This window comes from Alcaligenes faecalis (assembly GCF_002443155.1).
Taxonomy (GTDB): domain Bacteria; phylum Pseudomonadota; class Gammaproteobacteria; order Burkholderiales; family Burkholderiaceae_B; genus Alcaligenes; species Alcaligenes faecalis.
On record NZ_CP023667.1, the window covers coordinates 665,564 to 685,546 of the forward strand.

Genomic DNA, 19,983 nt, shown 5'->3' on the forward strand with positions numbered 1-19,983 from the left:
AACCAAACCATGATGAAAGGTCAGATTGCCGGCTTGATGCGCCAGGCGCAGCAAATGCAGGAAAACATGAAAAAGGCTCAGGAAGCCTTGGCCGATATCGAGGTCGAGGGCGTTTCCGGTGGTGGTCTGGTCAAGGTCATCATGAACTGCCGCCACGATGTGCGCCGTGTCTCTATCGACCCCAGCCTGCTGGAAGACGAAAAAGAGATGCTGGAAGACTTGATTGCTGCTGCCTTTAACGATGCACAGCGCAAAGCCGAGGCAACCTCGCAGGAAAAAATGGCGGGTGTTACCGCTGGCCTGCCACTGCCACCCGGTATGAAGTTCCCGTTCTAATGAACGAACCGCAGATCGCTGAGCCCGAACCGCTTCGGGCTCTGATCCAGGCTCTGCGTCGGCTACCCGGTGTGGGCGAGCGTAGCGCTCGCCGCATGGCTTACCACTTGTTGCAACACGATCTGGTAGGCGCCGACCAATTGAGCCGTGCTCTTGAACATGCCACGACGGCACTGCAGCACTGCCAGCGCTGCAATGGTTTCACTGTTCAACCTATCTGTGAAACCTGTGCCAATCCCCGCCGTGATCCGGCGTTGTTGTGTGTGGTGGAGACGCCTGCCGATCAAAACATGATCGAGGCTACGCATGGCTATCGAGGCCTTTACTATGTGCTGATGGGGCGTTTGACGCCGCTGGAAGGCATAGGCCCGGATGCCTTGCAATTTGACCGTTTGCTAGAGCGAGCCGGTGATGGCCAAGTGCAGGAAGTGATTCTAGCGACCAATTTCACCGCAGAGGGCGAAACCACCGCCCATCATCTGGCGGAAATGCTCACTAGCCAAGGTTTGAAAGTGACTCGACTGGCACGCGGTGTGCCAGCCGGGAGCGAGCTGGAGTATGTAGACCCCAGCACCATTGCCTGGGCTTTGATGGAGCGTCGCGCCACGTAATCGGGTTTGACCGCTTGGCGGACAAGGGGGGGACACCCCCCTTTGTTTTTTAGTATAAGTATCAAACCTAAATAATTAATGACCAACAACAAGAAGGGGATTGCCATGAAACTGACTCGTCGTCATGCACTCAAGCTGGTTGGAGCATCAGGTCTAGCGCTGTCATTGCCAACGCTGGGCCGTGCGCAAGAAATCGAGAAAAAAAACCTGACCATTGCCGTGGGCGGCAAGGCGCTGATCTACTATCTGCCCTTGTCCATTGCCGAGATCAATGGCTACTTTGATGACGAAGGTCTCAAAGTCAAAGTGGCGGACTTTGCCGGCGGCTCCAAAGCCCTGCAAGCCGTCGTGGGCGGTAGCGCCGACGTGGTATCGGGTGCGTTTGAGCACACCATCAACTTGCAGGCCAAAGGGCAGATGTACCGCGCCTTTGTGCAGCAGGGGCGTGCACCCGCCATTGTTTTGGCTGTGTCCAACAAGACGATGGCTGACTATAAGTCGCCAGCCGATCTGAAAGGCAAGAAAATCGGTGTGACCGCACCGGGCTCCTCGACCAATATGATGGTCAACTTCTATCTGGAACAAAACGGTCTGAAACCCTCGGACGTGGCCTTTATCGGTGTAGGCGCTGGTGCCGGTGCCGTCACCGCCATGCGTACCGGTCAGATTGATGCCATGGCCAACCTGGACCCGGTTATTGGCACCTTGCTTAAAGAAAACGAAGTCCGTGTCATTGCTGACACCCGTACGGTTGCGGACACCAAGACCATTTTTGGCGGCAACATGCCTTCGGCCTGCCTGTACGCCTCTGAAGAGTTCATTACCAAGAATCCCAATACGGCTCAGGCTTTGGCCAACGCCATTGTGCGCGCCGACAAATGGATTCAGGCCAACGACGCTGAAACTATTGCCAAGACCGTGCCTGCGACCTACCTGCTGGGTGATGTAGAACTCTACAAGCAATGTCTGGATGCCAATAAGGAAGCACTCTCGCCGGATGGCCTGGTTGATTCTGATGGCCCGACGACCGCCTTGAATGCACTGGCCGCTTTTGTGCCGAATCTGGACGCATCCAAGATTGATATCAGCAAGATCTACACCAATGAATTTGCTGACAATGCCAACAAGAAGTACCCCAATGTCTGAGGCAGCACTTTCTTTAGATAACATCAGCTGTGTTTTTGCCTCCCGGGATGGCAAAGGTACGTACACAGCGGTTCGTGACGCCAGCCTGAGCATTGCTCCAGGCGAATTTGTGTCGGTTGTAGGCCCAACGGGCTGCGGCAAGTCCACGCTCCTGAACGTAGGGGCGGGTTTGCTGAGCCCTTCGTCGGGCGAAGTGCGTGTGTTCGGCAAACCCCTGGAAGGGGTGAACGAGCGCGCTGGCTACATGTTCCAGGGCGAAGCACTGATGCCCTGGCGCAGTGCCGAATCCAACGTGATGGCCGGTCTGGAGTTTGCTGGTGTCCCGCAGGACGAGGCCCGCGCCCGTGCCCAGGAGTGGCTCAAGCGAGTCGGCCTGGGTGGTTTCGGGGATCGTTACCCGCATCAAATGTCGGGTGGTATGCGCAAACGCGTCATGCTGGCCCAGACCCTGATTCGTGATCCCGACATCATCCTGATGGATGAGCCTTTCTCGGCGCTGGACATTCAGACCCGTCAATTGATGGAAAACGAAGTGCTGGAGATCTGGATGGCGCAGCGTAAAGCCGTGCTGTTCATCACGCACGACCTGGACGAAGCCATTGCCATGAGCGATCGAGTGGTGGTTCTGTCAGCCGGGCCGGGCACTCATCCCATCGGCGAATTTCATGTCGATCTTCCACGTCCTCGTGACGTGGCCGAAGTACGCAACGACCCCCGCTTTGTCGAATTGCATGCGGCGATCTGGGCCGTCCTGCGTGATGAGGTTCTGAAGGGTTATGCCCAGCAAAAGCGTGCCTGATATGTCTAAATCTATTACTCAATCCAAGCTGGCCCTGCGCGGCTGGCAAATCTCGCTGCTCGTCGTCATTCTTGCTGCCTGGCATTTCTTCACGCTGGACCCCAAAGTGGCTTTCTTCTTTGGGCAGCCATTGGAAGTGGTCAAGGTGATCTGGGCCTGGTTCGTCACCAACGGTGATATTTACGTGCACCTGGGCGTGACCTTGAGCGAAACCCTGCTGGCCTTTGCCATCGGTACGATTGCTGGTCTGGCTTGCGGTCTGTGGCTGGGGCTCTCGCCCCGTGCGGCGGCCTTGCTGGACCCGTATCTGACGGCGGCCAACTCCATGCCACGCGTGATTCTGGCGCCTATTTTCGGCATGTGGTTCGGTCTGGGTATCTGGTCCAAAGTGGCTCTGGCGGTGACGCTGGTGTTCTTCATCGTGTTCTTTAACGTGTACCAAGGTGTGCGTGAAGTCAGCTCCACACTGCTGGACAATGCCCGCATGCTGGGTGCCAGCCGTCGTCAGTTGCTGCGCCACGTCTATATCCCTTCGGCTACCAGCTGGGTGTTTTCCAGCTTGCACACCTCGGTCGGTCTGGCCTTCGTGGGCGCTGTGGTGGGTGAGTACCTGGGTTCAGCCAGTGGGGTGGGATATCTGATCCTGCAGGCAGAGGGCACGCTGGATGTGAATACGGTGTTCGCCGGTATTGTGGTGCTGACCGTCTTTGCGCTGATTCTGGATGGTCTGGTCAGTGTGTTTGAAGATCGCCTGCTGGCCTGGCGGCCACAAGGTGGCGGTACGGAAAAGCTCTGATCGTATGCTTGAGCAAGCTATTAATTAGTTTGGATATGCGTTGAAAAACCGGCTCCTGTTTCAGGCGCCGGTTTTTTTTATGCTTGCACCTTGTGGTAAGAGCAAGGCAATAGTCAGGTGCTCGCAAATCAGCTTGTTGTGCGAGCATTGATGGAACGTATACGCCCAGAATGTGAGACTGTCGGAGCAAACAGCGAGCATTCCTGTTTTTGGAAATGAGAATTGTTGTTATTATCAGCCTTCTCCTTTCCTTACAGGCTCTTTGCTTTCATGTCCGACCGCCGTGCCTTTCGTAAAACCTGGCTTGCTCACTACAGCGAGCTGCTGGGGGCGTGGCGTCGTCGATCTCACGTTGATCACGATGTGGAAGATGCCATGCACGACGCTGTGCTGCGCATACTGGAAAACGGCTCGGTTTCGGCCGATAATCCGGCGGCCTATCTGCAACGCAGTACCTCCAACGGTCTGATCGACCGGCACAGGCGGGAGGAAAAACTGCCCATGGTGCCCTTGCACGAACTGCATGAATCCGAGCATCCCTTGGCAACTGGCCCGGAGTCCCAGGTGTATTCCAGCCAGATGGTCAATGATTTAAGAACGGTGCTGGATGAACTGCCGGACATTTGCAGGCAGGTGTATATTTACCAGCGCCTGGAGGGAAGCTCCCATGCCGAGATTGCCAGTGAACTGGGGATCTCTCGTGCCATGGTGGAAAAGCATATGAACAAAGCGTTGCGACATTTGAGTACAAGGTTACAGAAGTATGCCCCCTGATGTCCTGAACGCAGCGACCGCGCAGGATCAGGCGGCTGCCTGGTTTTCTCATCTGCGCTCGGGTGATGCCTCGCCCGAGGATTGGCGTGCCTTCGAGCAATGGCGACAGTCTGATCAGGAGCATGATCGCTGTTACCGCCATCTGGAGGCGATCTGGCAAGCGACCTTGCAGATTCCCGAGTCCGAGCTGCGGGCTGCCTTGCGGGCTTCGCGCCCATCGGCCCGGGTCAACAAGCCACGCCGTCGTTTTGCCTGGGGCATGACGGCAGGACTGTGTGCGGCGGGTGTGCTTGCCGCTGTAGGAATACGGGCTAGCCTGGATACTGAGCCCTCCTATCAAACCACATTGACGACCCCACGCGGGCTGCACGAAGAATTGCGTCTGCCTGATGGCTCTACCTTGATGGCCAATACCGGCACACGGGCGCAGATTCGTTTTTACGAGAATGAGCGTGTCGTTGACCTGTATGCAGGCGAGGTGTTCTTTGATGTGCAGCCTGATCGGTCCCGACCGTTTGTGGTGCATGCCGGGCAAAGCAGGGTGGTGGTCACAGGTACGCGCTTCAATGTTCTGCATGAGCAGCAGCAATTGCAGGTGACGGTGGAGTCCGGTTCGGTCAAGGTGCAGCAGGGTGCCTGGTGGGACCGGGATACCCGCTTGCTGGAGCGTGGGCAATCCGTTTACACGGCTGAGGATGCTCCTCTGGGACAGGTACAAAAGGCGGATCTAGATACCAGCCTAGCATGGCGTAACGGCATGATTGTGTTCGAAAACACGCCGTTGGAGCAGGCGGTAGCGCAGATCAATCGTTACTTGCCGCAAGCGGCCGTTTTCGATGCGCCCCGTTTTGCCTCCTACAGGGTGGCCGGGGTTTTCAGTGTGAATGAGCCTTTGGCCCTGATTCATATCTTGCCCGACCTGGTGCCGGTGAAGGTTCAAACCTTGTCCAGCGGACAACTGCGAATCAGCGAATAGAGCCCGAGTTTGCTTGGCAATCCAGGCTCTGTTTTTTATTTATCAAAAATAATTCTCATTTTTGTTCCGGTGTTTTGATTCTGGTTCGTCGATAGAGTAAGGGGAGCTGTTTTATGTCGCAGACGGCAGCGCCCATCACCTTGTCTTGAGGCCGCCTTGGGCGTGCCTTGCTACTCTTTGGACCTAGTCAGACTGTGAATACACCGACCTCTTCTGTGTGGCGCAACAAGCCCGCGATCAATACACGCTTGACGATTCTGGCAATCAGCCTGGCCTGCGCCGTCAGCGCCTTGCCGCTGGACGTGCGTGCGCAGGCTCAAGCCACCTCCATCAATCTTCCTGTGCAGCCCCTTAGCAAGTCCTTGTTGCAGTTGGGGCAGCAGGCCTCGGTCCAGATTTTCTTCTCTCAGGAGTTGGTGGATGGCCATCAGGCGCCGGCCTTGTCGGGCAGCTATTCTCCTGAGCAGGCGTTGCAGCAGCTCTTGGCGGGCACAGGCATCACGTACAAGCGCAAGGGCAATACCATCAGCCTGACGCCTGACCCGGCCTCCTCGGTGGCCGAGCTGTCCACCATTACCGTCAAGGGCGGGATTCTGGGCGACTTGTCGCCTGCTTATGTGGGCGGGCAAGTGGCAACAGGTGGCAGCCTGGGTTTGCTGGGTTCCGTGGATGTCATGGATAACCCCTTTAGCACCACCAACTACACCTCCGAGCTGCTCTATGACCAGCAGGCCAGAACTCTGGCCGATGTGGTGGTGAATGATGCGGCGGTGCGCACGACGACCTCTACCGGCGGTTTTGGTGAGGACTTTGTGATTCGCGGCTTTGCGGTAGGCAGTGGCGATGTCAGCGTGAACGGCTTGTACAGTCTGGTGTCTTCCAGCCGTGTGCCCGTGCAGATTCTGGAGCGTGTGGAAGTCCTGAAAGGGCCCGGCACCTTGATGCGCGGTATCCCACCCGGAGGGAGTATAGGTGGGGCGATCAATCTGGTGACCAAGCGGGCCGAGGACGAGCCCTTGACCCGTGTGACGGCCAGTTATGTCAGCCAGGCGAACGTGACGGCACAGCTGGATGTGGGCCGCCGTTTTGGTGAAAACAAGGAATGGGGCGTGCGCTTTAATGGCGTCAAGCGCGGTGGCGAAGCCACGTCACGCGATGGCAAGCAGGATCTGGGCATGGCCGCCCTGGGCGTGGACTATAGAGGCGCCCGTTTGCGCTGGTCTGCGGATGTCATCCACCAGGAAGACACGCTGGAAAATATCCGTTCGCAAATTGGCTTTCAAAGCGATCTGACCGAGCTGCCTGCACCTCCGGATGGCCGTACCAATTTCTACCCCGGCACTCGCCTGACCCAACGCGACAACACCATCATGTCCCGTCTGGAATATGACTTCAGCGACTCGGTCACCGGGCATATCGGGGTGGGCTATCGCCACGGCAAGAATCGCCAGATTTTCCCGGTGAATGTGAAACCCGGCAATCCTAATGTGCGCCAGTCTGTAGATGCTGACGGCAATTTCAGCGTGATCTCCACGTTCTATGACTCCTATTCCAAAACGCTAAGCAGCGATGCGGGTTTGAGCGTGGATTTCGACACGGGCAGCGTGGCGCACAAGCTGGCTTTTGGGGTGAGCTATATGGATCAGGAGCTGGGTAATGCCTACAGCCCTGGCACCGAAGTGGCGGACTCCAATATCTACAATCCCGTGCCTATTCCGGCAGGTCCGTCAGAGCGGCTGACGCCACAAAAGGCTTCCAGCACCGGCCTGCTCAGCTTTGCCGTGGCAGATACCTTGTCCTTTGCGGATGACCGTGTCTTGCTGACGGTGGGGGCGCGTCGTCAGACCGTGGATGTCACCAGCTTCAATACGACTACAGGTGTAAAAACTGCCGATTACAGGGCCAGCTCCATCTCGCCCTTGGCGGGGATTGTGGTCAAGCCCATGGAGAATGTCTCGGTCTTCGCCAACTTCACCGAAGGCCTGACGCGCGGCACGATTGTGGGCGACACCTACGCCAACCGGGGCGAGATTCTCAAGCCTTTCAAGTCCCGTCAGTATGAGGCGGGTGTGAAAGTGGATTGGGGTGGCATCATGACCTCGGCCTCCCTGTGGCAGATTGCCCGACCTGCAGGGCAAGAGGATGGAAACAATGTGTATGGCTACTTTGGCGAACAGCGCAACCGTGGTCTGGAGCTGAGTGCCTACGGTGAATTGATGCCAGGTTTGCGCATGATGGCCAGTGCTGGCTTTACCCAAGGCAAGCTTACCAAAACCCAGAACGGCGTGAATGAAGGCAACCGGGCACCGGGTGTGCCTGCCAGCACCTATAACCTGGGTCTGGATTGGGATACGCCTTGGGTACAAGGCCTGAGCCTGAATGGCCGTGTGATTCATACCTCGTCCCAGTACCTGAACAACACCAACACCTTGAAGCTGCCCGCCATGACTCGCTTTGATGTGGGCGCGCGCTACTACACCGATATTGCGGGCAAGGATGTGGTGATCCGCGCCAATATCGAAAACCTGACCGACAAGCGCTACTGGCTGGCTTCCAGCAACTTTGCCACGAATGGGGCAGGGCGCACGTTCATGTTGTCGGCCTCCGTGAATTTCTGATTCGCTGATTGTTAACGTCAGGCAGGGGTTCGCGGCGGCTTTCGGTGCCGTGTAGCCCTGCCTGGACTTGGAAGGGAAAAACAAAATGTTGAAACGATGTTTTCTGATGTCCGTTCTGTCGGCGGCTCTGTTGAGCGTGACCGCGCATGCTCAGCCGTCTGTGCAGCCCTTGAGCCCAGAGTTGGCGCAGCGCAGCTCGATCACGGCCGATGGCGCCTTGCGCAAGGAGCTGGCCTACGGGATTTATCAGATGGCTTACAGCGCGTCTGAAAAGGCCCTGTATGTGGCTTCGGCAGAAATGCTTGATGGTGTACGGGGTGGGGCGCTCTACAAGCTGGACCCACAGACTCTGGATGTACTGGGTGTGATTCACACCGATGAAAGCAATTTTGGCTTGAGCAGCAATGCCGAGGGGAATGTGCTGTTCATGACGAACAGCCTGAACCCGGCAGTTGCGCGTGTGGAGCTGGGAGAAAAGGGTGGTCTGAAACGTACGCCCTTCAGCAATATGGGAACGGATGGTTTCAAGGTGGGGCCACGTACGGTGAAGCTGGATGAGGCTCACAAGCGTCTTTATGTAGGGGGTGTAGGCAATCCAGCAGTGATCTGGGTGCTGGACGAGAGCAGCATGGAAGTGCTCAACACCATTGAGAATGCGGGCAAATGGGTTACGGGCTTATTGTTGGACACGGATCATCGCCGTATGTACGCAGGCAATGGCGACGGTGAAGTGCTGGTGATTGATACGGACAAGAACCAGATCCAACAGCGCTGGAAACCTGCCGGGGACAAGCCGGCGATCTTGCTCAACTTTGCTCTGGACCCGAAGCGCAATCGTTTATACGCCACGGAAAATCAGCATCAGAAAACGGTTTATGTGCTGGATGCCAGCACGGGCAAACTGCTGGAGCAACTGGACGTAGGGGACGCGCTGGATATTGTCTATAACCCCAAGCGTGACGAGCTGTATGTGTCGCATCGTCAGCAGGGCAAGGTGTCTGTACTGGATGCGGGCAGCTATGCGAAAAAGGCGGAATACAGCTTGCCTGCTCATCCCAACAGTCTGCTGCTGGGGCCGGACGATCAACTGTATGTCACGGTGAAAGCGCCATTTACCCCTGACCACAAGGTCAGCGCCCGGGAAAGCGTGGTGCGTATTGATCTGAGCAAAATCTGATTGCCGTCCAGATAACGCTCAAAGCAAATCAGCCCGGCGTAATGCCGGGCTGATTTTTTTTGCTGATCAAATTGTTGATCAAGCAGGGGGTCTTCTTTCAGGGCTTTGCAGGGAGCAAGGCCTTGTATGTTGCTGCGCCAGGGATCAAGCCTGCTGACGCGCCTGTTGAATCAGGGTATCCAGCTTGATGCCGTCCGCGGTGAACTGGCGTATGCCTTCAGCCAGCTTTTCAGTGGCCATTGCGTCCTGGTTCAGGTCGGTGCGGAAGGTGATTTCGTTGCTGGCACGCCATTCGGGGGCGACGGCCTTGGCGCGGGCCACATCCAGCATGGCAGGGACTTCACCTTGGGCTGCATCCAGCTGGCCCAGCAGATCCGGGCTGATGGTCAGCAGATCGCAACCGGCCAGCGCCTTGATCTGGCCAACATTGCGGAAGCTGGCACCCATGATCTCCGTGGGGATGTCATAGGTTTTGTAGTATTCGTAAATGCTGCGTACCGAGCGCACGCCGGGGTCGTTTTCGCCCTGGTTGGCGCTCTCGTCCCAGTCCTGGCCAGCGGCTTTCTTGAACCAGTCGTAGATGCGGCCCACAAAAGGTGAGATCAGGGTGACTTTGGCCTGGGCGCAGGCGATGGCTTGTGGCAGGCAGAACAAGAGGGTCAGGTTGCAGTTGATGCCTTCAGCCTGCAGCGTACGGGCGGCCTGAATGCCTTCCCAGGTACTGGCCAGCTTGATCAGCACGCGTTCACGGGTGATACCGGCTTTTTCGTAATGCTGGATGATATGGCGGGCACGCTCGATACTGGCCAGCGTATCAAAGGACAGGCGGGCATCCACTTCGGTGGAGACGCGGCCCGGCACAATATCCAGAATCTGGCGGCCAAAGGCAACCAGCAGCAGATCGCTGGTTTCAGCCAGGCTGGCATGAGGATGGTCGGCGATGACACGGTCGAGCAAAGGCCGATAGGCCGCCTGCTGGACAGCCTTCAGAATCAGGGAAGGATTGGTTGTTGCATCGGTAGGGCGATACGCGCGCATCGCTTCAAAATCGCCTGTGTCGGCCACTACGGTTGTGCACTGGCGCAGGGAGTCAAGCTGAGTAGTCATGTCTGTTACTAGTCCATCGCAAAGCCATCAAACCAATCGATTACTGTAGACGATTTTCCAAGTTTTCGTGCCTGGTTTCAGTGTTATTACCGATAAACTACCGGAAAAACGCCGTTTGAGCATATAATTAGAAGGTTTAATATTAATTTCAGAATCCGGGGTTTTTAACGTGCTGCCGTCTTTATTTCCTGAGGAGTCCCGCACTATCACTAGTGCCGTCCTAGCCCTGGCGGATGGAACCCTATTCAAAGGGGTATCAATCGGTGCCGAGGGGCACTGTGTTGCTGAGATCGTTTTCAATACAGCCATGACGGGCTATCAGGAAATCCTGACAGACCCAAGCTACAGCGGGCAAATTGTTACGCTTACCTATCCGCACATCGGTAATACCGGTGTCAATCCAGAGGACTCCGAATCCACCAAAGCCCACGCTGCCGGGCTTGTCATTCGCGATTGTCCCGCCCGCCTGTCCAACTTCCGCTCCACCCAGTCCTTGCCCGACTACCTGAAAGCTCAGGGCGTTGTGGCCATCTCCGGTATCGATACCCGCAAGCTGACCCGCATTCTGCGCGAGAAAGGCTCCATGGGTGCCTGCATCCTGGTCGGTGACGATGCCGAACGTGCTCTGGAACTGGCCCGCTCTTTCCCTGGCCTGAAAGGTCAGGATCTGGCCAAGGTGGTTACCACCGACAAGACCTACAACTGGACCGAAGGTTCGTGGGAACTGGGTCAAGGTTTCTCCAAGCCCGAAGGCGAGCGCTTTCACGTGGTGGCTTACGACTTTGGCGTCAAGGCCAACATCCTGCGCCTGATGGCAGACCGTGGCTGTAAAGTCACCGTCGTGCCTGCGCAAACTCCATTGGCCGATGTGCTGGCTTATGAGCCCGACGGCGTGTTCCTGTCCAACGGCCCTGGCGATCCGGAGCCTTGCGATTACGCCATTGAAGCCTGCAAGGGCTTGCTGGAGCGCAAGTTGCCCGTGTTCGGTATTTGCCTGGGTCATCAGATCCTGGGTCTGGCCGTCGGTGCTCAGACCTTGAAGATGAAAAACGGCCACCACGGTGCCAACCACCCTGTGCAGGAACTGGCCAGCGGCCGCGTGTTCATCACCAGCCAGAACCACGGTTTTGCGGTGGATGCCACCACCTTGCCAGCCAATGCCAAGGTCACGCACATTTCTTTGTTCGACCAGAGCCTGCAAGGCTTCGAGTTGACAGATCGCCCCGCGTTTTGCTTCCAGGGTCACCCCGAAGCCACTCCCGGCCCGCGCGATATTGCCTCGCTGTTCGACAAATTCATCAGCCTGATGGCTGCTCACCAGGCCAATAAATAAATCGCACTATGCCAAAGCGTTCAGACTTAAAAAGCATTCTTATCATTGGCGCAGGCCCGATCATCATTGGTCAGGCTTGTGAATTCGACTACTCGGGAGCCCAGGCGTGCAAGGCCCTGAAGGCCGAGGGTTACCGGACTGTGCTGGTCAACAGCAACCCGGCCACCATCATGACGGACCCGGACACGGCCGACGTCACCTACATCGAGCCCATCACCTGGCAAGCTGTCGAGAAAATCATTGAAAAAGAGCGTCCCGATGCGCTCTTGCCCACCATGGGTGGCCAGACCGCGCTGAACTGCGCCCTGGATCTGGCCAAGCATGGCGTGCTGGAAAAATTTGGTGTCGAGCTGATCGGTGCCAATGCCGCCGCGATCGAAAAAGCCGAAGACCGCCTGAAGTTCAAGGACGCCATGACCTCCATCGGTCTGGAGTCCGCCAAATCCGGCGTGGCTCACTCCATGGACGAGGCCTGGGCTGTTCAAAAGCGTATTGCTGAAGAAATCGGCACAGCCGGTTTCCCCGTCGTGATTCGCCCCAGCTTCACGCTGGGCGGCACGGGCGGCGGTATTGCCTACAACCCTGAAGAGTTCGAAACCATCTGCCGTCGTGGTCTGGAAGCATCGCCTACCAACGAACTGCTGATTGAAGAATCCCTGCTGGGCTGGAAAGAGTTTGAAATGGAAGTCGTGCGCGACCGCGCCGACAACTGCATCATTGTGTGCTCCATTGAAAACCTGGACCCCATGGGTGTGCACACGGGTGACTCCATCACCGTGGCTCCTGCCCAAACCCTGACCGACCGCGAATACCAGATCATGCGTAATGCATCGATCGCCGTACTGCGTGAAATCGGTGTGGATACTGGCGGTTCGAACGTGCAGTTCGCGGTGAACCCCGATAACGGTCGCATGATCGTTATTGAAATGAACCCGCGCGTGTCCCGTTCCTCGGCACTGGCTTCCAAAGCCACGGGTTTCCCTATCGCCAAGATCGCTGCGCGTCTGGCCGTGGGTTACACCCTGGACGAGCTGCTGAACGAAATCACCGGCGGTGCGACCCCCGCTTCGTTCGAGCCCACCATCGACTACGTGGTTACCAAGGTGCCACGTTTCGCTTTCGAAAAATTCCCTCAGGCCGACTCGCGCCTGACCACCCAGATGAAGTCCGTGGGTGAAGTGATGGCCATTGGCCGCACTTTCCAGGAGTCCTTCCAGAAAGCCCTGCGTGGCCTGGAAGTGGGTGTGGATGGTCTGAACCAGAAAACCACCGACCGCGAAAAACTGCAGGTTGAGCTGGGCGAACCTGGTCCAGAGCGTATCTGGTACGTGGGCGATGCCTTCGCTCAAGGCCTGAGCCTGGACGAAGTACACAACCTGACCAAGATCGACCCCTGGTTCCTGGCCCAGATCAAAGAGATCGTGGACATCGAACTGGCTCTGGAACAAAAGACGCTGGCCGATCTGGACCGCGACACCTTGTTTGGTCTGAAGCGCCGTGGTTTCTCCGACCGCCGTCTGGCTTTCCTGCTGGATACCGTGGAATCGGAAGTGCGCAAACTGCGTCACCAACTGAACGTGCGTCCTGTCTACAAGCGTGTGGACACCTGCGCGGCGGAATTCTCCACCGATACGGCCTACATGTACTCGACCTACGAGGAAGAGTGCGAATCCAATCCTACGGACAAGAAGAAGATCATTGTTCTGGGTGGTGGTCCCAACCGTATTGGTCAGGGTATCGAATTTGACTACTGCTGCGTGCACGCTGCTCTGGCATTGCGCGAAGATGGTTACGAAACCATCATGGTCAACTGCAACCCCGAAACCGTTTCTACCGACTACGACACCTCCGACCGTCTGTACTTCGAGCCTCTGACTCTGGAAGACGTGCTGGAAATCGTCCACATCGAAAAACCAGTGGGCACCATCGTTCAGTACGGTGGCCAGACTCCGCTGAAATTGGCCCGTGCTCTGGAAGCCAACGGTGTACCTATCATCGGTACCAGCCCTGAATCCATTGACGTGGCCGAAGACCGTGAGCGTTTCCAGAAGCTGCTGACCAAGCTGGGTCTGCGTCAGCCGCCAAACCGTACGGCTCGTACCGAAGGCGAAGCGATTGCTCTGGCTGCCGAGATCGGTTACCCATTGGTGGTACGCCCAAGCTACGTGCTGGGTGGCCGTGCCATGGAAATCGTGCACGAACAGCAAGACCTGGAGCGCTACATGCGCGAAGCGGTCAAGGTCAGCAATGACTCGCCCGTGCTGCTGGATCACTTCCTGAACAACGCCACGGAAGTGGACGTGGACTGCCTGGCCGATGGCGAGCGCGTCTTTGTGGGCGGTGTGATGCAACACATCGAGCAGGCTGGTGTTCACTCCGGTGACTCCGCTTGCAGCTTGCCTCCTTACTCGCTCAGCGACGAAACCGTAGCTGAAATCAAGCGCCAGACCGCACTCATGGCCAAGGCCCTGAACGTGAAGGGTCTGATGAACGTACAGTTCGCCATTCAGGACGGGGATGTTTACGTGCTGGAAGTGAACCCGCGTGCTTCGCGTACCGTGCCGTTCGTATCCAAGGCTACCGGTCTGCAGCTGGCCAAGATCGCCGCTCGTGCCATGGCCGGTCAGACTCTGTCCGAGCAAGGCATTACTGAAGAAGTCACGCCGTCTTACTACAGCGTGAAAGAAGCCGTGTTCCCCTTCGTGAAGTTCCCTGGTGTGGATACCATTCTGGGACCTGAAATGAAGTCCACCGGCGAAGTCATGGGCGTGGGCACCTCCTTTGCCGAAGCCTTCGTGAAGTCGCAAATGGCTGCCAGCGTGAACCTGCCCAAGGGCGGTCTGGCCTTCATCAGCGTGCGTGCTCAGGACAAACCACAAGCCGTTGAAGTGGCTCGTGGCCTGATCTCGCTGGGCTTCAAGGTTGTGGCTACCCGCGGTACCGCCAGCGCCATCGAACAGGCTGGTCTGGCTGTTCAAGTGGTGAACAAGGTAACTGAAGGTCGTCCGCACATTGTGGACATGATCAAGAACGGTGAAGTTTCCTTGGTCATCAATACGGTTGAAGAGCGTCGCAACGCCATCGTTGATTCGCGTACAATCCGTACACATGCGCTGGCTGCTAACCTGGCCTACTACACCACCATTGCCGGTGCCGTAGCCGCTGTTCAAGGCCTGCAGTATCTGAGCCAAGGTGAAGGCTTGAAGGTTTACGCGGTACAAGAGCTGCACGCTCTGCTCGCGAAACACTAAGTCTCACCCAGCCGGAAAGGCGCACCTCAGTGGTGCGCCTTTTTTTGTTCTTGCATCAGACAAGACCGGGGCGTCGTATTGGGCAGCCGCAGGCTACAGCCTGCTTAGCGTGAAAGCTTTCTTCATTGGAGATCATGTCGTGAAATGGTTCATTCTTGCCTTGTTCATTGTGTGCACGATTGTGGTGCACTTCAGGGGTCGAGTCAGGCACCGTTTTTCCCGTCAGCTGCTGGATCACTCCACCTTCACGGCACCTCTGAATGTATTCATGTATGGTTTTTCGGCAGTGCCGAACGAACCGTATCTGGATCTGAAACATTTTCCCGAGCTGAACAAACTGCTGGAGCACTGCGACGAAATCCGTGCCGAGGCCGAGCAATTGTTTGGTGAAGGCCACATCAAGGCTTCGGACAAGTACAACGATGCGGGCTTTAACTCTTTTTTTAAAACCGGCTGGACGCGTTTTTATCTGAAATGGTATGACGCCGATCACCCTTCGGCGCGCGAGCTGTGCCCGGTGACAACCCGCCTGCTCAAGGATATTCCGTCGATCAAGGCGGCCATGTTCACCTCCTTGCCGCCCGGTGCCCGTTTGCCGCGTCACCGTGACCCTTATGCGGGTTCGCTGCGCTTTCATATGGGCTTGATGACGCCCAACAGCCCCGATTGCTATATCGATGTGGACGGCCAGACTTACTACTGGCGTGACGGCGAGGCCGTCGTGTTTGATGAAACCTTTATTCATTACGCCGAAAACAAGACTGATCAAAACCGCATCATTTTGTTTGCTGACGTAGAGCGTCCCATGCGTTACCGCTGGGCTCAGGCCATCAACCATGCCGTGGGCGGTTTCTTGCTGCGTGCCGCTGCCGCCCCTAACCAGGAAGGTGACCGTACGGGTGGTATCAACCGTATTTTCGGCACAGTTTACGCGGTGCGTCGTTTCGGCAAGGCCATCAAGAAAAAGAACGAAACCCTGTACTACATCCTCAAGTGGTTGCTGGTGCTGGGCATTGCCGCCCTGATTTTCCTGTAAAAAGCGGGCAAAGATGCAAACGGTCTTTATCACGGGTGCCAGCAGCGGTTTGGGCAAAGCGCTGGCCCAGGAATACGCGGCTCAAGGAGCCTGCCTGGGTTTGCTCGGGCGGCGTCAGGAGGAACTCCAGGCGCTGGCCGACAGCTTGCCCGGCGAGCACCGTATCTATGTGGCGGATGTCCGTGACAGAGATGCCTTGCATCAGGCGGCTCAGGATTTTTTGCAGTTCACGGGGCAAAAGATTGACGTGGTGATTGCCAGTGCGGGGATCAGCGCTGGCACCTTGACGGAAGAGACCGAGGATTTCGCCGTTTTCAAAGCCATTGTTGATACGAATCTGCTGGCCATGGTGGCGACCTTCGAGCCCTTTGTTGGCACGATGAAGGCAGCGGGGAAGGGCGCATTGGTGGGGATTGCCAGTGTGGCGGGCATACGTGGGCTGCCGGGTGCAGGTGCATACAGCAGTTCCAAGGCGGCGGTGATTGCCTATTGCGAGAGCCTGCGTCTGGAACTGTCAGTGCACGGGGTATCCGTTGTCACCATTACCCCAGGCTATATCCGCACGGCCATGACGGCGCAGAATCCATACTCCATGCCGTTTTTGATGCCTGCCGAGGACTTTGCTCGCAAAGCTCGCAGGACCATCGAGCAGGGCGTGTCTTATCGAGTTATTCCTTGGCAGATGGGGCTTGTCTCGCGCCTGATGCGTCTTTTGCCTAATTGGCTGTATGACCGCTTGGCTCGTCAGGCGCCGCGCAAGCCACGACTAACAAAAAAAGCTGATCATGGTCCCTGTAGCTGATTTTTGAGGCCCTGTTTATTGGCCTCATTGTGGCTGTGTATGGCTTAAGCTTGCTCGTCCAGCGCCGTATTCAAATGCGGCAACTGCCCCCACTGCGTACAGGTCCAGTTCAAGTCCGCATCAATACTGAAGAAGTTCAGGCTGGTATTCAGAATTGCGTGAGTGCGCTTGGCATTCAGTGGCTGCTGGTTCAGCTTGCGCCAGACCATATCAATAACGCCACCGTGTGCAAAAACCAGCAGGTTCTTGCCTGCATTCCGCTGGGACAGTTCTTCAAAGCAGCTCAGTATTCGCATCTGGAATTGGCGGAGCGACTCGCCGCCTTCCACGGCGTAATCAATATCTACCGTATCGTCTGGCTGATCCGGGCCGTGGCGGCCTGCCGCATCCCATGCCTGGCCTTCCAGGGTGCCAAAGCCGCGTTCGCGCAGTCCCTGGACTTGCTGGATTTCAATGTCCCAATGCTGACAGGCAATTTTCGCGGTTTCCGAGGCGCGTTGCAGATCACTGCTGATGACGACGTCTACCGGCATCTGAAACGCCGGGGAGCACAGGTAGCTTTGCAGGGCACGGGCCTGTTCTCGGCCAGTCTCGTTCAGTTCTATATCCTGCCAGCCTTGTAAACGACGTACGGCATTCCAGGCGGTTTCACCGTGGCGGATCAGACAAATAGACGTATTCATGCTGACGTAATCACTCTGCTAGGGAATCGGACTGCCGACGGCAGGCTGATTGTCTATTGTAATGGGCCAGTCAAGCGCAAGCAGATAGGGCGGGTATATACCGCATATAGCGCGAGGATCGAGCCCAAATAGCGGTTTCAAACCCTGATTGCTCAGGCCCATGTTGGGGTTTACCGCGTACCACCTTATTTTCAGGTGCCTTGTTGAGTCTTTCACGTTTAAAATCATGCCTCAACGAATCAGCCAGCCCTTCTTTCGGAGGGGCCGTGCCTGCGTATAACAAATTCAGCTGTATTTCTTTATTCCTTTTCTGGAACCCTCTATGTCTCAGTCTTACTTTCCGCGTTGGCGCCGTGTGTCCGGCAGCGAACCCGGTGCGGTTGTGCAGCCCGACGAATGTCTGGCCACGCCGCAAAACATTGCCATGGGTGCTCAGCACGTGGTGGCCATGTTTGGCTCCACCATTCTGGCCCCCTTGTTGATGGGCTTTGATCCCAATCTGGCCATCTTGATGTCAGGTATTGGTACGCTGATTTTCTTTGTGTTTGTCGGTGGCCGGGTTCCCAGCTACCTGGGTTCCAGCTTTGCATTTATCGGTGGTGTGATTGCCGTGACCGGCTATGCCGGCAGTGGCCCCAATCCCAATATTGGCGTGGCCTTGGGGGCCATTATTATCTGCGGCCTGGTCTATACACTGATTGGTATTCTGGTCTGGGTGTTCAATGCGCGTACTCAGGGTGGTGCGGCACGCTTGATCAACCACTGGATGCCCCCGGTTGTCACCGGCTCTATCGTGGCGGTGATCGGTCTGAATCTGGCCCCCATCGCCGCCAAGGGCGCCATGGGCAGCGGCACCTTCGATTCCATGATGGCCCTGATGACCGTGCTGTGCGTAGGCGGTATTGCGGTCTATACCCGTGGGCTGGCCCAGCGTCTGCTGATTCTGGTGGGTCTGGCTCTGGCTTGTGTGCTGTACTGGATATTCACCAATGTGATGGGCTACGGCACCCCGATCAATTTTGCGCCAGTTGCTGAGGCGGCCTGGTTGGGGCTACCCACTTTTGCTGCGCCTGTATTCCAGGCTCATGCCATGACGGTGATTGTGCCGGTAGCCATTATTCTGGTGGCCGAGAATCTGGGTCACATCAAGGCCGTTAGCGCCATGACCGGCCAGGATCTGGACGGCTATCTGGGTCGTGCCTTTGTGGGCGATGGCGTGGCAACCATGCTGTCGGGCTCGGTGGGTGGTACGGGTGTCACGACTTACGCTGAAAATATCGGTGTGATGGCCGCTACCCGTATCTACTCCACGCTGGTGTTTGCCTTTGCAGCGGTCATTGCGATCTTCCTGGGTTTCTCGCCCAAGTTTGGCGCCGTCATCCAGTCGATTCCCGGCCCTGTGCTGGGTGGCATGTCCATTGTGGTGTTTGGTCTGATCGCTATTGCAGGTGCCCGTATCTGGGTGGTGAACCAGGTAGATTTCAGCGATAACCGCAACTTGCTGGTTGCTGCCGTCACCCTGATTCTGGGTGCTGGTAACTTCTCCTTGCAGTTTGGCGTCATTCGTCTGGACGGGATTGGTTGTGCCACCTTCGGTGCCATCTTGCTGCATGCTCTGCTGCGAGGTCGTCGCCACAATATGGTGTAGGCGGCGCAGGGCTGATCAATCTTGGCTCGGGCCTGACAGGCCCGGTCGCGGGTCGCTCAGTCGCCTTGCAATAGCTTGTTGTAAACAGCGGCCCCTGCCGACTTCTGTTTTTATACACAGGGGTTCCAGGGGCTTGCTATTTTCAGGCAGTTTGCCGACAATAGATCTCACACCCCGGTTCTTCGCGGGGTTTTTTTCTGCCGCAGAGTTTCTCCGTGTCAGGAAAGCCATATTGGGGCGGCCGGCAGGTTTTGGCTTGAGCAGTGTGTTTATCGGTACGCTGTAGGCTCTGCAGGGCTTTCAGCCAGCATAATCGGCCTGCTTGAATATTCGCCCCATCATCGTTATCCCCCTATTTTCCAGGCGCTCCTGCTACGGAGCGTCTTTTACTTGTTGAGCAGGAATACTATGTCTGCGATCCCATTGACTGCGCAGGGCGCACAACGTTTGCAAGTCGAATTACACCGCCTCAAGACGGTGGAACGCCCAGATGTGATTAACGCTATTGCCGAGGCGCGAGCACAAGGCGATTTGTCCGAAAACGCCGAGTACGATGCCGCACGTGAGCGTCAGGGCTTTATTGAAGGCCGGATTGCCGAACTGGAAGGCACGTTGTCCAATGCCCAGATCATCGAACCGGCCACGCTGGAGGCCGATGGCCGCATCGTGTTTGGTGCAACCGTCGAGATCGAGGATCTGGAGTCCGGCAATACCGTGACCTACCAGATCGTGGGTGACGTGGAGGCCGATATCCGTGCCAACAAGATCTCCATCTCCAGCCCTGTGGCTCGTGCCCTGATCGGCAAGACAGAAGGTGATGTGGTTGAGGTCAAGGCACCTGCCGGTATTCGTGAATACGAAATCCTGAGCATCAATTACGTGTGATGTTG

General features: G+C 56.8%; 17 protein-coding genes. 15 read left to right on the plus strand and 2 right to left on the minus strand.

Going from position 1 to position 19,983, the window contains the following annotated elements:
- Positions 1-9 precede the first annotated feature (9 nt).
- The 9 genes from CPY64_RS03080 (at position 10) to CPY64_RS03120 (ending at position 9,233) form a co-directional block, all read left to right on the plus strand.
- Complete coding sequence (locus CPY64_RS03080) at positions 10-336, plus strand: YbaB/EbfC family nucleoid-associated protein (protein WP_009463063.1); 327 nt, start codon at positions 10-12, stop codon at positions 334-336.
- Positions 336-947 carry a recombination mediator RecR gene (gene recR / locus CPY64_RS03085; protein ID WP_003803396.1) on the plus strand — a complete coding sequence of 204 codons (612 nt, stop codon included), beginning with the start codon at positions 336-338 and terminating at the stop codon, positions 945-947. Before CPY64_RS03080 ends, recR begins: the two co-directional genes overlap by 1 nt.
- Before the next feature lie 105 nt (positions 948-1,052).
- On the plus strand, positions 1,053-2,093 hold the full coding sequence (locus CPY64_RS03090; protein ID WP_042484403.1) for an ABC transporter substrate-binding protein: 1,041 nt from the start codon (positions 1,053-1,055) through the stop codon (positions 2,091-2,093).
- On the plus strand, positions 2,086-2,892 hold the full coding sequence (locus CPY64_RS03095; RefSeq protein WP_009463065.1) for an ABC transporter ATP-binding protein: 807 nt from the start codon (positions 2,086-2,088) through the stop codon (positions 2,890-2,892). The genes CPY64_RS03090 and CPY64_RS03095 overlap by 8 nt, the downstream gene beginning before the upstream one ends.
- A gap of 1 nt (position 2,893) precedes the next feature.
- On the plus strand, positions 2,894-3,688 hold the full coding sequence (locus CPY64_RS03100; RefSeq protein WP_042484406.1) for an ABC transporter permease: 795 nt from the start codon (positions 2,894-2,896) through the stop codon (positions 3,686-3,688).
- Positions 3,689-3,958: 270 nt separating this feature from the next.
- Positions 3,959-4,462, plus strand: a complete 504-nt coding sequence (locus CPY64_RS03105) for a sigma-70 family RNA polymerase sigma factor (protein ID WP_042483745.1) — start codon at positions 3,959-3,961, stop codon at positions 4,460-4,462.
- On the plus strand, positions 4,452-5,438 hold the full coding sequence (locus CPY64_RS03110) for a FecR family protein (protein ID WP_042483748.1): 987 nt from the start codon (positions 4,452-4,454) through the stop codon (positions 5,436-5,438). The genes CPY64_RS03105 and CPY64_RS03110 overlap by 11 nt, the downstream gene beginning before the upstream one ends.
- Positions 5,439-5,632: 194 nt before the next feature.
- Positions 5,633-8,056 carry a TonB-dependent receptor gene (locus CPY64_RS03115; protein ID WP_226791474.1) on the plus strand — a complete coding sequence of 808 codons (2,424 nt, stop codon included), beginning with the start codon at positions 5,633-5,635 and terminating at the stop codon, positions 8,054-8,056.
- 85 nt (positions 8,057-8,141) lie between these two features.
- Positions 8,142-9,233: a YncE family protein gene (locus CPY64_RS03120; protein ID WP_052362921.1), complete on the plus strand. Its 1,092-nt coding sequence runs from the start codon at positions 8,142-8,144 to the stop codon at positions 9,231-9,233.
- A 144-nt stretch (positions 9,234-9,377) separates the two neighbouring features.
- Here the strand turns inward: CPY64_RS03120 and tal are convergent, their stop codons facing one another.
- Positions 9,378-10,340, minus strand: coding sequence for a transaldolase (gene tal, locus CPY64_RS03125; RefSeq protein ID WP_042483751.1), 963 nt, complete (start codon positions 10,338-10,340; stop codon positions 9,378-9,380).
- Between the two features lie 169 nt (positions 10,341-10,509).
- Here tal and carA point away from each other — a divergent pair, with 169 nt between their 5' ends.
- From carA to CPY64_RS03145, 4 genes are all read left to right on the plus strand, one after another.
- Positions 10,510-11,673, plus strand: a complete 1,164-nt coding sequence (carA, locus tag CPY64_RS03130) for a glutamine-hydrolyzing carbamoyl-phosphate synthase small subunit (RefSeq protein WP_042483754.1) — start codon at positions 10,510-10,512, stop codon at positions 11,671-11,673.
- Between the two features lie 8 nt (positions 11,674-11,681).
- Positions 11,682-14,924 (plus strand): carbamoyl-phosphate synthase large subunit, encoded by a 3,243-nt coding sequence (gene carB / locus CPY64_RS03135; protein WP_042483757.1) that lies wholly within the window; start codon positions 11,682-11,684, stop codon positions 14,922-14,924.
- Between the two features lie 139 nt (positions 14,925-15,063).
- Complete coding sequence (gene lpxO, locus CPY64_RS03140; protein WP_042484415.1) at positions 15,064-15,960, plus strand: lipid A hydroxylase LpxO; 897 nt, start codon at positions 15,064-15,066, stop codon at positions 15,958-15,960.
- A gap of 13 nt (positions 15,961-15,973) precedes the next feature.
- Positions 15,974-16,762, plus strand: coding sequence for an SDR family oxidoreductase (locus tag CPY64_RS03145; RefSeq protein ID WP_042483764.1), 789 nt, complete (start codon positions 15,974-15,976; stop codon positions 16,760-16,762).
- A gap of 44 nt (positions 16,763-16,806) precedes the next feature.
- On the opposite strand, the gene CPY64_RS03150 is transcribed toward CPY64_RS03145, so the two are convergent.
- Positions 16,807-17,445: a histidine phosphatase family protein gene (locus CPY64_RS03150; protein ID WP_042483768.1), complete on the minus strand. Its 639-nt coding sequence runs from the start codon at positions 17,443-17,445 to the stop codon at positions 16,807-16,809.
- 322 nt (positions 17,446-17,767) lie between these two features.
- Between CPY64_RS03150 and CPY64_RS03155 the strand changes: the two genes are divergently transcribed.
- Both CPY64_RS03155 and greA read left to right on the plus strand, forming a co-directional pair.
- On the plus strand, positions 17,768-19,093 hold the full coding sequence (locus CPY64_RS03155; RefSeq protein WP_042483771.1) for a solute carrier family 23 protein: 1,326 nt from the start codon (positions 17,768-17,770) through the stop codon (positions 19,091-19,093).
- A gap of 408 nt (positions 19,094-19,501) precedes the next feature.
- Positions 19,502-19,978, plus strand: a complete 477-nt coding sequence (greA, locus tag CPY64_RS03160; protein ID WP_042483775.1) for a transcription elongation factor GreA — start codon at positions 19,502-19,504, stop codon at positions 19,976-19,978.
- The last annotated feature ends 5 nt before the right edge of the window (positions 19,979-19,983 follow it).